Below are 13,801 nucleotides of genomic sequence, written 5' to 3'. Positions count from 1 at the left end.
TCGCCCCTCTTCCGAATGATGATCTTCTTGTACTCACTTTGGAGACGATTTACCTCACAATGCAGTTGTAACGGCATTTTTTAATCTGGATACGCCTTCCTGTAATTGTTCATCTGACAAATGTGCAAAAGACAAATAGATACCATACTTCGTACCAACAGACGTTGAACTGCTGACTTCTGAGTATACCACACCTTGTGACCTAGCTGATTCCCGAAAGGCTTCATAAGTGGTCACATTACCTCGCCACCAACCAAACACGTGTAGACCCGCTTCATTCTCCACCCAATCAAACCATGTAGAGAGGTGTTTGTTCAAAAGTTTGAGTAACAGATGGAATTTGCGACTGTATAATCGATTCATTCTGCGCAGATGACGCTCATATTGACCGCTTGTCATGAATGCAGCTAATGCCCGTTGTTCGATCAGGTTGACGGGTCTTGGCTCATATAATGCCTGTGCCTTTCTAAAGGTGTCAGCCAAGGTAGGGGGAAGAACCACATAACCAAGTCGTACTTCTAAAGGCAAGGTTTTTGTAAAGCTACCCAGGTAGATTACACGTCCTGCTTTATCGAGTGTTTTCAGTGGTTCAACATGCATTCCTCGATATCGGAATTCACTATCATAATCATCCTCAACAATCATGGCATCATTTCGCTGTGCCCAGTCCAGCAAGGTTTGTCTGCGTTCCAGACTGAGCATTTCACCAGTAGGAAATTGTCGTGACGGCGTGACAAACAACATACGTGCTTCCCAGTCTTGGGGCACAACGCCCTGACCATCGAGATTAGCTTCAATCAACTTTGCACCCGCAGCCAATATGGCTTTAGAAATTCCGACATAACAAGGACTTTCTGTCACTACATAATCCCCAGGATCTGCAAGTAATTGAGTGAGTAGAGCTATAGCTTGCATGGAGCCTGCAGTTACTGCAATATGATCCGGATCGACTTGAATGCCCCGCATCCTTCGAAGATAGGCAGCAATGGCTTCTCTCAATTTTGGATCCCCGGTTGAACTAACCATGGCAGAAGTTGTTTTCAGGTGATGCTCACGCTGCCTTATCTCTGCATACAATCGATTATTCCATTCATCGTAAGGAAACTTGGAGAAATCAGGTTGATATTTGCTAAAGTCGATCACTTCGTCGCTATTCATTCTGAAATCATGTGTATGAGCATTGGCTGGTGCATTTCTTTGAATCGAATGCTGTTCAAACTGCTGAATACGATTTCCCCAGGCGGATAAGTGATGCGTACAAGCTTTCACGGTGGACGCATTATTGTTCAAATCCAACTGGTAAGCAACAAAGGTTCCTCTTCCATGCTCTGAATGAATGTAACCTTGAGCAGTCAACGTATCATAGACCTGATTCACGGTTCCCCTGGAAATGTGATACGTTGCAGCTAACTCTCTAGTTGAAGGTAACTTCTCACCATGTATAAGATTGCCTTCATGAATTGCATCACGAATGGCATGATATAGAGCTTTCATCTTCGTATATTTTCGGTTCAAATATGAACTGTAAGCTACATGAAATTGCATAGGACCTCCAGAGTTATCATTGAAGTGGTACAATAAAAACCAAAAATATTGGATCTTTTTATATGACCATTCTCATTCTATACTAAATCATAGATTAGAGCGATGCCTTTATTGAAAACCACCCAAAAGTTAATTAGGAGGACTACAATCATGCAAACAGGTACAGATCGTGTAAAAAGAGGAATGGCTGAGATGCAAAAAGGTGGCGTCATCATGGACGTTATGAATGCAGAGCAAGCTAAAATTGCTGAGGCGGCAGGGGCAACAGCTGTTATGGCTCTTGAGCGGGTACCATCTGATATTCGTGCAGCAGGCGGTGTAGCTCGCATGGCAGATCCTACCATCGTTGAAGAGGTTATGAAGGTTGTATCTATCCCAGTTATGGCCAAAGCACGTATCGGTCATTACATAGAAGCCAAAGTGCTTGAATCCCTAGGTGTGGACTATCTCGATGAAAGTGAAGTTCTTACTCCTGCAGACGAAGTGTTCCATATCGATAAACATGAGTTTACTGTACCATTTGTATGTGGAGCCAAAGATTTGGGAGAAGCTCTTCGCCGTATTGGTGAGGGTGCATCGATGATTCGTACAAAAGGTGAGCCTGGAACGGGCAACATTGTTGAGGCAGTTCGTCATATGCGTCTAATTAACAGCCAGCTCCGCAAAGTGCAAAACATGTCCAAGGACGAGCTGTACGCTGAAGCAAAAAATCTGGGTGTAGCTTATGAGTTACTGCGTGAAGTTCATGAAAACGGCAAACTTCCTGTCGTTAACTTTGCAGCAGGCGGTGTAGCTACTCCGGCAGACGCAGCATTAATGATGCACCTGGGAGCAGACGGTGTGTTTGTAGGATCAGGTATTTTCAAATCCGATAGCCCTGAGAAATTCGCTCGTGCAATCGTTGAAGCTACAACACATTACACAGATTACAAACTGATTGCCGAAGTATCCAAAAACTTGGGCGCCCCGATGAAAGGGATCGAAATTTCTAAATTGGCTCCAGAAGAGCGCATGTCCAACCGCGGTTGGTAAGATAGCAGTCCATCTAGTTGAATAGGTAGTTTGAACATTTATATAGAAGAGCCGATCAATTGAACCTTAATTGATCGGCTTTTTTGTTCTTACTGTTTAGCTTGTTGATATCTTCAAAATGCTGTGGCTATAATAATCGGTATGAAGGAAGGTGCAGACAATTCGCTATCTATATGAGTTTATTCAACATCAGGACGATCTGCCTATGAAACTCTTCGTGAACTCGGTAAAACATATTGATTTCCATTGGCACAAGGAAGTGGAAGTTGTATATGTTCTCCACGGTTCAATCATCATGTATCTGGACCAGCAGCAATATACACTGCATGAAGATGATGTGATTGTGGTTAACAGTATGTCCGTCCACAAGATCGAACGAACCAATCAGGACAATGTGTTATTAACATTGCAGTTCGGTCCCGAGTTGATGAACAATAATGCGTTTATCTCCTGTAACTCTGCTATGATCGTGGAACAAAACGCTCCTCGCCTGCAAAGTATTAAACAATATCTTGCGCAAATGGTATGGGAGATCAACAAAAAAACGCCGGGTTATCAAAATTTCACAATGGGCAGATTACAGATGTTATGCGGATGCCTGCAGAGGTATTTTTCCAGTGGAACGAATTCCGCATTGGAAGACGGTAGCAGGGATTATGACTATAAAAGACTGAACAGGGTCCTCACATATATTGATTTACACTACAATGAGAAGATTACACTGCAGGATATGGCGCATTCCGAACATTTAAGTTTGCATTATTTCTCCCACTTCTTCACCGACAAAATCGGGATACCTTTCCAAAAGTATTTGACGCTCATTCGCTTGGAGAAGGCTCAGGCTCAGCTGGCAGCAAACGATAAAAATATCTCGGAGATTGCGCTGGATTGCGGATTTGCCAATGTGAAGCTGTTTAACAAATACTTCAAGGAAAAGTACGGCTGTACGCCCGGTTCCTATCGGGAAGCTTCTCGTACACCGGAACTCCATCAGTTGAATGTGAACCGCAAACCCAAAACATATGAGGAGTCTTCAAGCGGAGATTATTACGAGATGGAAACGTTGAATGCGATTAGCTTACTGTATCGATATCTGGATGTTAAGGTTGACGCTGATCAAGACACGCTTCCTATACCGTCTGTACATCTGTCAGACCAAACTTATATTGAAATTCGTGCGGATCAGACGTCGTCTGTCTACGAAAAGCACTGGAATATGACCATGACGGCTGGGAGAGCCATTGAAGGTTTACGTGAAGATTGGCGGAAGCAGCTCTCCGCGCTGAAAGTAAAAGTACCTTTTCAATATATTCGATTTCACGGCATCTTCAATGACGAGATGATGGTGTACAGCGAGAACGAGCAGGGCACTCCCCTCTATAATTGGTCTTATGTGGACAAGTTGTATGATTTCCTGCTGGATCAGGGTGTTCGGCCATTTGTGGAATTAAGCTTTATGCCGAGCCAGTTGGCGAGATCCAAAGAAACGCTGTTTTGGTGGAGAGGGAATATTAGCCCGCCATCCGACCCTGCCAAGTGGCAGGCGCTTGTTGGTGAATTCGTTCGCCATTGTTTGAATCGTTATGGGGCGGAAGAAGTGAGGCAGTGGTATTTCGAAGTATGGAACGAGCCTGACCTGGCGGGTGTTTGTTGGGCAGGAAGCAAGGAAGAATACTTTACGTTTTACGAATCGACCGTTCATGCCATCAAATCGATTTTGCCGGAACTGAAGGTGGGTGGGCCAGCTATGGGTTACGGATCTCTCTGGAACGATACCTGGGCTGAGGAATTTTTGTCCTATTGCCGCAAGCGGGAAGTGGCTCTCGACTTTTATTCGTTTCACATCTATTCGGAGTATCCCAAGCTAAAAGTTGAAGACGATCGTTTAACGCAAATCATGCCGCCTGCTTTTTATAAAGAGAGTATTGCACTTATGCGGCAAAAAATGAATGCGTCATCGTACGGTCATGTTGAACTTCATGTCACAGAATGGAACTTTTCACTTTATGACCGTAACTTGCTGCACGATACCATGTTCATGGCTCCGTTTGTCATTTACCACACCATGAACACACTTGGTGACGTGAAAGCGATGGCTTTCTGGTCCTTTACTGATGTATTCGAAGAAAGTATCGTTCCCGCTTCTCCTTTCTACGGAGGTTTTGGCCTGATTAACCGAGATGGGCTGAAGAAACCCAGCTATTATGCATTTGAGCTTATGCAAAAGCTTGGGGATGAGCTGATGGTCAAGGGAGACGGTTATGTCGGAACCCGAAAAAGGGATGGAAGCATGCAATTTTTGTTCTATCACTATGTTCACGTAGACCAGCTGTTTGCAAGTGGAGATTGGTCGGAATTATCCAGTTCAACCCGCTATGACGTATTTGAGGAAAAAGGCAGCAAAGCTTATGCACTTACCCTGAGCAATCTCGAGGGGCCTTATAAATGCACCAGTTATCAACTGGATCGGGAGCATGGATCGGTATTTGATGAGTGGACCCGCATGGGATCGCCATATTCCTTGACGGAAGAAGAAATCGCCTATCTAAACGGCAGGAGTGGACCCGTGATGGGGACAGAGATGATAAGAGATGAAAGTTGGCGCAGAGAGATTTTTCTTCCACCGCATGGGGTAATGCTGCTCATTTTGGATAGGCAATATTAAAAAAAGGCTCTTAAGACATCCTTTCAGTAGTGAAGGGATGTTTTTTGTTGTTTATTTCTTGTTCAGGCTGGCAAGCTAGAACTATAGTGATGGATTGGGCAAAAAACGAACCATGATGCGGCAAGTTCCAACAAGAAAGCGTTAACACAAATCGATATACTATGGTTGTGGCAGCTTAGAGGAAGACAGGGGGAGTTTTGGATGAAGCGTTTCATGAAATGGATGACAGATTCGTTTGCGCCAAGATTGGAGGCGTTTACGAACAATATTTGGGTTTCTTCGATTCAAGAAGCCATCATGGTCGCCATTCCGATGATTTTCATCGGTTCGATTATTACATTGATTTCGATTTTGCAGGATTTCATTCCGGGAATGCCGGACCTGACACCCATCACGACATTCAGTTTCGGTTTGCTGGGGTTGTTTATTGCTTTTTTGACGCCTTATGTCGTGATGGAAAAAAGAGAACGACACAAAATCAAGTTGCTGGCGGGAATGACGGGGATATCTCTGTTCGTTATGCTGCTTAACCCGACAGTAAACGAAGACGGTACCATTCAGTTCATCCTTGAACGATTTGGACCCTCGGGGATGATTACAGCACTGTTGGTAGGTGTATTTGTCGCTCTTGTAATGATCATGTGCAACAAATTTTCGTTCTTCAAAAAAGGGTCTTCACTTCCCGAATTCATTATGGACTGGTTCGATTTTCTCGTCCCGATCGCCCTGGTATTAACAACAGGATGGTTGCTTGTATATCAGCTTCATTTTGATATTTTTGGACTGATCGTGAACGTATTTGAGCCGATCAATGCCGTTGGACAAAGCTTAACCGGATTTTTATTGTTCAATTTCATTGGCGTTGTACTGTATTCTTTCGGCGTAAGCCCGTGGGTCATGACACCGATCTGGTACGCAATCTGGATACCTGCAATCGAAGAAAATGCAGCTCTTGTCGCAGCGGGACAAGATCCGGTCAATATTAACACATTTGAAACCTTTTTCTCCGGCTGGCTGGGTATTGGCGGTATGGGTGCGACTTTGCCGTTAGTTGTTTGGTTCCTGATGGCACGTTCGAAAAAACTGAAATCTGTCGGCAAGGCGACGATTATCCCGTCCTTGTTCAACATTAATGAACCTGTCGTGTACGGAGCACCGATTGCCTTTAATCCGTTACTCATGGTGCCGATGTGGATTAACTCACTTATCACGCCGGTGATTGTGTACTTGGCTCTCGACTGGGGTTGGGTACGGATCCCGAGCCAGATCTTCCAGCTATGGTACACGCCAATCGGCCTGTCCACCTACATTATGTCCGGACTCAATGGGCTTATCTTGCTGGCGGTCGTCCTGGTGATTGTATTTATTGTCTGGTTTCCGTTTTTCAAACTGTATGATGCACAGGAACTGAAGAAAGAACAGGAACAAAATTGATATTAGAAGGGTGAGTACTATGGATAAATCAATCAATGAATTGTTGACGGCATTAACGCTGGCCGAGAAAGCTTCACTCTGCGCAGGATTGAATATGTGGATGACAAAAGGAATCGAGCGGTTAAACATTCCGCCAGTTCATATGTACGATGGGACAAACGGCATCCGTAAAACAAACAGCGATGAAGAAATGGGGATTACAACGGAAAATGTACCCGCAACCTGTTACCCTACGGGTTCAGCCATCGGTTCTTCGTGGAATACGGATTTATTGTATGAAGTCGGTGTGGCACTGGGACGTGAATCCAAAACCATGGACGTTGAGCTGCTGCTTGGACCTGGTGTCAATATGAAAAGAACGCCGCTTGGCGGAAGAAACTTCGAATACTACTCGGAAGACCCATACTTGACGGGGGAACTTGGAGCGGCGTTTATAAACGGGATCCAAAGCGAAGGCGTGGGCGCTTCTGTCAAACACTTTGCGGGTAACAACCAGGAGTTCGAGAAGATGGTAACCAGTTCGGAAATCGATGAGCGAACGCTCCGCGAGATTTACCTGAGCGCCTTTGAACGTATTATTAAGAAATCCGATCCTTGGACGGTTATGTGTTCTTATAATTTATTGAATGGAACGTATACAAGTGAGAACGAACATTTGCTGAATGACATTTTGAGAGAAGAGTGGGGTTATGAAGGTGTTGTTCTATCCGACTGGACAGCTGTCAATGATCGTATACGCGGACTGAAGGCCGGGCTTGATCTGGAGATGCCGGGTCCCGCCCATTACAATGCCAAAGCGATCATTGAAGCGGTTCAGAACGGAAGCCTTTCTCAAGAACAGTTGGATCGCAGCGTGGGCCGGATTTTGAAACTGGTTGAGCGAGTAACGGGTAAGAAAGACTTGGATTCTTCTCCAGATTCGGACTATCATGCACTCGCGCGTAAAGCGGCGGCCGAGAGTATTGTGCTTCTGAAAAATGAGAACGCGATTCTCCCGCTAGGGCAGGAGTCCATTTCGTCAGTTGCCGTGATCGGACGGTTTGCCAAAAAACCGAGAATTCAGGGAGCGGGCAGTGCGAAGGTAACGCCTACAAAAGTCGATATTCCTTGGGACGAGATAAAAAATCTGGCTGGCGATGCCATGACCATGAATTATGCAGAAGGGTACCCGGAGGATGACTCCATCAATGATGAGCTAATCAAGGAAAGCGTGTCATTAGCCATGAATTCCGATGTTGCTGTATTATTTGTTGGCCAACCAGAATATGCGGAATCGGAGATGCATGATTTGCAAGGCATTGATCTTCCCGAGCATCAAGTGAAATTGATTCTTGCGGTAGCCTCAGTTCAGCCCAAGTGTATTGTCGTAACGAGCAGCGGTTCCGCGCTGGCGATGCGTCCATGGGTACAGCATGTACCTGGTGTGATTCATTCTTGGTTGTCGGGTCAAGGCATGGGTAAAGTGATTGCAGATGTATTATTCGGACAGACAAATCCTTCGGGCAAACTCTCTGAGACATTCCCTGTCAAACTGTCGGACACCCCTTCACACATGCGAATTCGCGGGGAGAACGGCAAGCTGTATTATCGCGAAGGCCTGTTCGTGGGTTATCGATATTATGACCGGAAAGAACTGGCACCTCAATTCCCGTTTGGACACGGATTGTCTTACACATCGTTCTCCTATACGGATCTGGAAGTGGCTCAGACCCATAACGGTGTGACTGTGTCCTTCCAATTGAAAAATACCGGAAAGCGCAAGGGAAAAGAAGTTGTTCAATTGTATGTTCACGATGAAGAGTGCACATGGACCCGTCCAGAGAAAGAATTGAAAGCTTTTGCCAAAGTTGAACTGGAGCCGGGTGAAAAACGCAAGATTACTTTTGAACTGGAAGAGAGAGATTTCTCATATTACAACACCAAGTATAACCGTTGGGTGGCAGAGACCGGGTTTTTCCAAATTTCACTTGGCAGCTCGTCCAAAGATCTCCGAATTACGGAACGTCTACATTGTGACTTTGGTAAGGAAGAAATCACGTTCCACAAATTCAGTCTGCTCAGTGAGTGGATGAGTGATCCTGTGGCGAAAAAGGAATTGGAGCATTGCCTGAATGAAATGAACGAGCACGTTACGGACAAGGTATATCTTAACGAGGAGTTTGTGGGATTCTGGGCAGATTTCCCGATGATCAAAGTGTTCCAAATGTTCGGCCAACAATGGATGAATGAGCGTTCACCTGATGAAATTATTAATGAACTTATCGCCAAGGTTAACCAGGCACGTAATGAATAGTTAAGTAAAAGAGGAACCAAGTTCAATCCCGTACAGGGGAGATGAACTTGGTTTTTCTGTGAGCCCAAAATAAGAGGCACCATATGAGGGTCTCTTTTAATTCATCAGACAAATGATATTGATTATTGTTCTCATTTACATGCTTCGACATTTACTGTATACTGACAATAGTTATTTTACATATTGGTCTAAACGACAAGATAGAATTCAAAAGGGAGAGATTATTTACATGTTGGTATCCGTTAAAAAAGGGATGTTTCTTTGTTTAATTACTGCAATGATCCTGGTGCTCGCAGCGTGTTCAAGTAACAATGGTGGCAGCGAAGATGCAAATGGCAACTCACAACAAGCTGCGGAGAGCAGCGCCACGAATGCAGCAACAAATGGGGAACAAACCGACGCAGACGCTTCTGCACCTGCTGAAACAACTTACCCGGTAACCGTTTCAAATTATACAACAGAGAACGGCACATGGGTGAAGAAGGATCAAACGTTTGACAAGGCACCTGAACGAGTAGTTGCCAATACCCAAGGTGCAGCCGAGCTGATGATTCGCCTTGGTTTGACAGACAAACTTGTAGGTGTAGCTGCGTTGTTTGGTAGTGTACCTGAAGATATTGCTGACGAGTTTAAACAAATTCCTGTGCTTGCTGAAGGCTATGTAGGTAAGGAAGTGACGATAGGGGCTACGCCTGACCTGGTTGTAGGGCGTGGTGGATTGTTTGAGGATGCGGACTGGGGTGTTGGTACAGTAAGCAGCTTGAATGATATGGGGATTAAAACGTACGTACAAAGCACCAGTGTTCCTGATGCATCGTTAGATAGTCTGTATCAGGATATTACTGAATTAGGTGAGATATTCAACGTACAAGCCAATGCAGCGGCATATATTGAGACGCTTAAAGCACGCGAGAATGCCTTGTCGGCCCGAGCTAGCTCTGAAACGATCAACTATGCATCATTTTCGGATAATGGTGATGGAACTATTGGAATCTACAACGGAAATGGTGATACGTTTATTGAAAGTGCAATGTCATTAATCAATATGCATAATATGCTTATTAATGAAACTGGCACACTCAGTCTGGAGAAGTTAATCGAGATTAATCCGGATGCAATGATTATTTCGAGGTATGCAGGTGGCATTGATCCTGAGCAGACGATTGAAAAGCTGCTTGCCAACAAACAGGTACAAAACATTAACGCAGTTAAAAACAAAAAAATCTACATTATCGATTTCAACAACTTCTGGGGTTACGGGGATTCCATCTTCACAGGAGTTGAAGGACTCGCTGATGATCTCGGGTTATAAATGAGTACCATTAAAAGTCGCTATTTTAGCGGCTTTTTTTGTTATCAGGGACCCAATTTTTGTTCCAAGCTGATCAAACTTTTATTGGAATCTAACGTTACTATTGTATAGTTAAAAATTACATGGAATGGGTGAGCCGCTGTGAAGATGAAGCATATGAGAAAAGTAGTTGCCGTTGCATTAGTGATGTCGGTGTTATTACCACTGGGGCCTCAAAAATCTGAAGCGGCATCCAAATACGTTGATTTGGAAATTCAGTGGGCAGACGGTAGTATTAACCATGTTGAGACGTTAATCAAGGATGGAGTCACGTATGGAAGCTTTTTCTCACTTGGTATTAAGGCAGGCCTAGTGTGGGGGATGGAAGATGATAAGACGGCCGTACTGAAGAGCAGTGAGAAGCATATTGTTGTGCACTTGGGAAGCAGAATTGCCGAAGTGGATGGTCAAAAAGTAGATATGGGCACAGAACCTGTGTCGTATATTAGTCACCTTTATGTGCCCATTAGATTTCTTGCATCTGCTTTGGACGGGGAAGTGACTCATCGAGATACGAAGACGAATAAGATAACCGTGACTGGGCTGAGCAATTATACCGATACTTTTTATGGTAGCGACATGGGTTACACCTATGTCATTCGCGCTACAAAAGGAGATCTTGAAATTACGAATGCTTCTACTGGACAAAAGAGCTCAATTCCGTTAGGTATAAAGGACATTAATGTGAATACTCATGATCTCAAGATAAATTTTAAGAGGAGTCCCCAAAATCTACTTATTGTCATCATTGAACACACTAATCGAAAAACAGAAGACTACGATCTTTACACGTTGGTATTCAAAAATAAAGGTCTGATTCGCAAATCCATTGCTCATGGGGTAATGGAGCCGCATGAAATTTTGAATTCAGATGGTAGTATTCAACTCATAGATGACAATAAGATACGTATTATCGATGATGGAAGCGGTAAGGTGCTTGAAGTGCTTCCTCGCTGAATATATATCTGATCCGATATTCATACGTCACCAATTAAAGAACAATAATACAAACATCTCAAAGAGCCGCTGATCACGATGATCAGCGGCTCTAGCATATTTCTTCCTGAATCTTTTTATAGTGATATTAATCTTTCAAGACAGCTTGACTTGTGAATATATTATCAGTATAGTGTGAATCAGTTCACACTTCACATTAAGGAGTAATCTATGCCAAAAAATTCTTTCTTTCGTTTAGATGAAGCAAGGCGCGAGGAAATATCGAATAGCGCTATGCATCTTTTTGTTAATAACCTTTACGAGGATATAACTATGAAGATGCTTTTGGATAGTTTGTCCATGCACCCCGGAACATTTTATCGATATTTTGAAGACAAAGATGACCTTTATTGTCAATTAATACGTAATGTGACCCAGAAAAGAGCTGCATATTTTAGTAACAGTAATGAAGATTCCCTTTACAGCTATTTCCTCACTGGCTTATTTGGTAACGTTAATGGCATGGTGACCGAGCCGCTGAATGAGTTGGAAATCAAACTGACTAAAACATTTTCATATATTCCTGAGGACATTTTGCTTAAAGTATATGTGAATGTGTTAAAGGGCGAGTCATTCCCCATGATCAAGGACATTTTACGCCGAATGAGGGTTGATGGATATCTCCGACCGGATGTTGACGACGACCTGATTTCTTTTATGTTTGAGTCAATGCAGCTTAATTTAATCTTGTTTTTTAGAGAATTCGATATTAAGGACTCTAAGCTGCAACATAAGATCAGCAAATACTTTGCTGAATTTATGGGCCATGGACTGCTTGAAGATCATAAATATTCTGAAATGGTTAACGATCTCAAGGGGGAAAGAAAATGAAAACCTATGACGTATTTCCAGAACCAATTGGCGGCTATACTGTCGGTCGAACCCAGATGGATTTTGAGTACACGGCATCAGATTACTCCAAAAGAGAACTGACCGCTTTTGTGTATTATCCGTCTGACAGTAGCGAAGGTAAAACTACATCAACGTACATGTTTCCTGAAGTCTACGGGATGTTTAATGAGCAGCCACTTGTCACTGCGTTGAAGGATGTTTTCTCTATAGATATCAAGACCCAGTGTTACGACGACCTTGCTCTCTCCGGGAAGGAAAAGCGCTATCCAGTGTTATTCTATGTTTGCGGTGGAGGCGGTTCTCCAGAATGGGGTACAGTGCTCTGTACAGACTTGGCAAGCATGGGGTATGTTGTGGTAAGCATCGGCCATCAGAATAGCACGATGTATAAACGTAAAGATGGGCGCCTGTTTAATGTATCCAAGGATTTTTCGGATGTCATTACAGCGTTTGGTGAAGATCCGGAGATGCTGGCGTTGGCTGGTAAGATGGAGATGCGTCCTGACGATGAAACTGCCATTGAGATGTGCCGTAACGTGCTTGCACTACCGATACTTTCCAAGATAACAGAGTATAGTGAATCACAGGCAGCAGATGTAAGGTATGTAGCCGATTATCTTTACAAACTGGACTCTGGAGAGCTGAATTCCATCTTTAAGGGCAGATTGCTGCTTGACATCGGCATGGGTATAGTCGGACATTCTTATGGAGGGCCTACGACGGCGATGGTTTGCCGGGATGACGACCGGTTCGCCTGCGGGATTGGCTTGGATAGCGGTGCGTTTGGACTTCTTGACAGCGATCTTAAGAAACCCTTCTTGCTACTGTTTTGTGAACCTAACTATAATATGAATGCGATTATTGGCGCTAACAATAGCATGGAGACCTATTATTTCTCAGTTGATCGTGTTGCACATTTGGATTACTGTGACATCGTGTTTACCAGTTTTAATGAGGAACTCAGAGGTGAACGGGATGCTATGGAGATGCGAAATATTGTTACAGACTATGCGAAGAACTTTTTTGATCATTACATACTGCAGAAGGCAGCAAGTTTGGAAAGCCTGGCATACGATGGTGTGGAATTGATCAGGAAGACCAGCAACAAGTGACATAACCGAGAGACTACTGATTAATATATGTCAATTAATACATGTCAAAGAACTAGCCGTACAGACGCAGAGCCGATAACCCTATTACGCGGTTATCGGCTCTCTGACTCTGATATTGCAAATTGACATCCTGGTTCCAATAACTGACGCTTATTCGGCCTTAGTCCAGTCAGTGTTTACTTTGCTTCCAGGTTCCATCAACATGATATGACATTCCTTTTCGGCGGAAGGCTTGATCTCGACTCCCTTAGGGACAATATACATCTCACCCTTGGAAATCTTCACATGCCCATCACGAAAATCAATTATCATTTCCCCTTCGAGCACAAAAAATAACTTATCGGTCTCCTCATGAACATGCCACTCAAAATCTCCAGCAATCTTAACGATCTTAAATTGATAGTCATTCATTTCACCAATGAGTTTGGGAGACCAAAGATCGTTTAATTTCGAGAATTCCTCATTCAATTGAATAGCTTGATAGTGCATCGTCATTCCTCCTGTGTATTAATCCTATAGTT

General features: G+C 43.7%; 10 protein-coding genes. 8 read left to right on the top strand and 2 right to left on the bottom strand.

Features of this window, described 5'->3' with window-relative positions:
• Positions 1-54: 54 nt before the first annotated feature.
• The gene (pdxR, locus tag MHI14_RS15655) at positions 55-1,545 is read right to left on the bottom strand and encodes a MocR-like pyridoxine biosynthesis transcription factor PdxR (protein ID WP_091030255.1); all 1,491 of its coding nucleotides are present in this window, start codon (positions 1,543-1,545) and stop codon (positions 55-57) included.
• A gap of 147 nt (positions 1,546-1,692) precedes the next feature.
• Here pdxR and pdxS point away from each other — a divergent pair, with 147 nt between their 5' ends.
• The 8 genes from pdxS to MHI14_RS15615 all read left to right on the top strand — a co-directional run bounded on the left by pdxS (position 1,693) and on the right by MHI14_RS15615 (position 13,280).
• Positions 1,693-2,577, top strand: coding sequence for a pyridoxal 5'-phosphate synthase lyase subunit PdxS (gene pdxS / locus MHI14_RS15650; RefSeq protein WP_200869424.1), 885 nt, complete (start codon positions 1,693-1,695; stop codon positions 2,575-2,577).
• Positions 2,578-2,728: 151 nt separating this feature from the next.
• Positions 2,729-5,242, top strand: a complete 2,514-nt coding sequence (locus MHI14_RS15645; RefSeq protein ID WP_341130723.1) for a GH39 family glycosyl hydrolase — start codon at positions 2,729-2,731, stop codon at positions 5,240-5,242.
• 201 nt (positions 5,243-5,443) lie between these two features.
• On the top strand, positions 5,444-6,676 hold the full coding sequence (locus tag MHI14_RS15640; protein ID WP_062834547.1) for a PTS sugar transporter subunit IIC: 1,233 nt from the start codon (positions 5,444-5,446) through the stop codon (positions 6,674-6,676).
• 19 nt (positions 6,677-6,695) lie between these two features.
• Positions 6,696-8,969, top strand: a complete 2,274-nt coding sequence (locus MHI14_RS15635) for a beta-glucosidase (RefSeq protein WP_341130722.1) — start codon at positions 6,696-6,698, stop codon at positions 8,967-8,969.
• 229 nt (positions 8,970-9,198) lie between these two features.
• Positions 9,199-10,281: an ABC transporter substrate-binding protein gene (locus tag MHI14_RS15630; RefSeq protein WP_289389145.1), complete on the top strand. Its 1,083-nt coding sequence runs from the start codon at positions 9,199-9,201 to the stop codon at positions 10,279-10,281.
• A gap of 156 nt (positions 10,282-10,437) precedes the next feature.
• Positions 10,438-11,277 carry a copper amine oxidase N-terminal domain-containing protein gene (locus MHI14_RS15625; RefSeq protein ID WP_341130721.1) on the top strand — a complete coding sequence of 280 codons (840 nt, stop codon included), beginning with the start codon at positions 10,438-10,440 and terminating at the stop codon, positions 11,275-11,277.
• A 210-nt stretch (positions 11,278-11,487) separates the two neighbouring features.
• Positions 11,488-12,147 carry a TetR/AcrR family transcriptional regulator gene (locus MHI14_RS15620; RefSeq protein ID WP_341130720.1) on the top strand — a complete coding sequence of 220 codons (660 nt, stop codon included), beginning with the start codon at positions 11,488-11,490 and terminating at the stop codon, positions 12,145-12,147.
• Entirely contained in the window at positions 12,144-13,280 is a 1,137-nt protein-coding gene (locus MHI14_RS15615; RefSeq protein ID WP_341130719.1) for an alpha/beta hydrolase, read from the top strand. Before MHI14_RS15620 ends, MHI14_RS15615 begins: the two co-directional genes overlap by 4 nt.
• 150 nt (positions 13,281-13,430) lie before the next feature.
• Here the strand turns inward: MHI14_RS15615 and MHI14_RS15610 are convergent, their stop codons facing one another.
• Positions 13,431-13,769 carry a cupin domain-containing protein gene (locus MHI14_RS15610; protein ID WP_340962502.1) on the bottom strand — a complete coding sequence of 113 codons (339 nt, stop codon included), beginning with the start codon at positions 13,767-13,769 and terminating at the stop codon, positions 13,431-13,433.
• Positions 13,770-13,801: the final 32 nt, after the last annotated feature.

Source organism: Paenibacillus sp. FSL K6-2393, from assembly GCF_038002545.1.
Lineage (GTDB): Bacteria > Bacillota > Bacilli > Paenibacillales > Paenibacillaceae > Paenibacillus.
Note: the sequence above shows the minus strand (reverse complement) of the source record. Positions and strands in the feature narration are given on the sequence as shown.

Coding starts and splice junctions, on each gene's coding strand:
- MHI14_RS15635 (WP_341130722.1), top strand. CDS start 6,696: ATGGATAAATCAATCAATGAATTGTTGACGGCATTAACGCTGGCCGAG.
- MHI14_RS15615 (WP_341130719.1), top strand. CDS start 12,144: ATGAAAACCTATGACGTATTTCCAGAACCAATTGGCGGCTATACTGTC.
- pdxR (WP_091030255.1), bottom strand. CDS start 1,545: ATGCAATTTCATGTAGCTTACAGTTCATATTTGAACCGAAAATATACG.
- MHI14_RS15640 (WP_062834547.1), top strand. CDS start 5,444: ATGAAGCGTTTCATGAAATGGATGACAGATTCGTTTGCGCCAAGATTG.
- MHI14_RS15630 (WP_289389145.1), top strand. CDS start 9,199: ATGTTGGTATCCGTTAAAAAAGGGATGTTTCTTTGTTTAATTACTGCA.
- MHI14_RS15610 (WP_340962502.1), bottom strand. CDS start 13,769: ATGCACTATCAAGCTATTCAATTGAATGAGGAATTCTCGAAATTAAAC.
- MHI14_RS15625 (WP_341130721.1), top strand. CDS start 10,438: ATGAGAAAAGTAGTTGCCGTTGCATTAGTGATGTCGGTGTTATTACCA.
- MHI14_RS15620 (WP_341130720.1), top strand. CDS start 11,488: ATGCCAAAAAATTCTTTCTTTCGTTTAGATGAAGCAAGGCGCGAGGAA.